Source organism: Flavobacterium nitrogenifigens (assembly GCF_003254565.1).
Classification (GTDB): Bacteria; Bacteroidota; Bacteroidia; order Flavobacteriales; family Flavobacteriaceae; genus Flavobacterium; species Flavobacterium nitrogenifigens.
Map to the genome: position 1 here is coordinate 1 of NZ_QJRI01000092.1, position 481 is coordinate 481.

Sequence of the window (481 nt, forward strand, 5' to 3'; positions counted from 1 at the left end):
TCTTTCTCCGAGTTATTTAGCATTATTATCTAAAGAGGATCTTTCGGGATTAAGATGCATTACTACGGGAGGGGAATTGCCTAATGTAAGCAAAGCTTTAGAAATTGTACAATCAGGAATAGAGTATTACAATGACTATGGCCCTACAGAATGTTCCGTTTGTGTTTCAAGTTATAGAGTTACAGAGACTGGTAGCGATAGAACAATTTTACCTGTTGGGCAACCCATTTCGAACACCCAGATTTATGTATTAGATGATTGTTTAAATCCTTTACCAATAGGAGTTACAGGCAAACTGTATGTATCAGGAGCAGGCGTGGGGAGAGGTTATCTGAATAGGGCAGAACTGACCCAGGAGAAATTTATATCTAATCCTTTTATCAAAGGAGAAAGAATGTATGACACGGGTGATTTAGGCCGCTGGCTTTCTGACGGCAACCTTGAGTTTATGGGCAGAAAAGACCATCAGGTTAAGATTCGC

At 39.9% G+C, this 481-nt stretch carries 1 protein-coding gene; it reads left to right on the plus strand.

The genetic code is table 11. The features are described 5' to 3' along the window. Nucleotides 1-481 (plus strand): AMP-binding protein (locus tag DM397_RS00400; protein ID WP_162615427.1); only part of this gene is annotated, 481 nt, incomplete at both ends.